The organism is Streptomyces alkaliphilus (assembly GCF_014141535.1).
In the GTDB taxonomy this organism is placed as follows: domain Bacteria; phylum Actinomycetota; class Actinomycetes; order Streptomycetales; family Streptomycetaceae; genus Streptomyces; species Streptomyces alkaliphilus.
In genome coordinates, this window is sequence record NZ_VKHT01001633.1 from 1 (window position 1) to 597 (window position 597).

The 597-nt window shown below is 74.2% G+C and carries 1 protein-coding gene; it reads right to left on the minus strand.

All coding sequences use genetic code 11. The annotated features are described in order from the left end of the window. Window positions 1-83: 83 nt before the first annotated feature. A complete protein-coding gene (locus tag FNQ90_RS26060; RefSeq protein ID WP_323380193.1) occupies window positions 84-380 on the minus strand; it encodes a DUF1876 domain-containing protein in 297 nt (98 codons plus the stop codon). Window positions 381-597 lie beyond the last annotated feature (217 nt).

Here is a 597-nt window from a genome sequence, read left to right on the forward strand (position 1 = left end):
GCCCCGACCCACCGCCTTCCCGGGCGGTGGGTCGGGGCCGTTCCACCGGGCCGGACCGCGTCCGGTGCCGGGGCGGGCGCGACTCAGGGGTGCACGCGCGCGGGGATGTGGGTGACCTCCTCGATCTCGCGTTCGGCCTTGTGGCGGAGTTGGGCGGAGAGGTCGCCCAGCAGGCGTGCCGCCGCGATCTCCTCGCCCACCCGTGGCTGATCCGGGTCGTCGGGGTGCCGGTCGGCGTGACCCCGGGCGCGCAGTTCCGTGCCGTCCGGCAGCCGCAACAGGGCGACGGCACGGGTCTCGGAGCCGATCTCCCGGAATTCCAGTTCGATGTGCCAGCCGGTCACGGTCCGCACCGCGTCGGTCTGGGGGGCATGCTCCACGATCGTCACCTCCGGAGGGTCCCGGGCACCGGGCGGGCCACGCCCGCGCCCCGGGGCCGATCGTTCGTCATCGGTCCCGGGCCGTGTGGACGGAGCCGGTGCACGACCCGGGGATTCATCCGCTTCTCGGATGTTTCGTCCATTCCAGGGTGCACCCGATCACCCCCACCCCACAATCGCGCCCGCTCCGGACCCCGGCGCGATTGTGGGGTGGGGG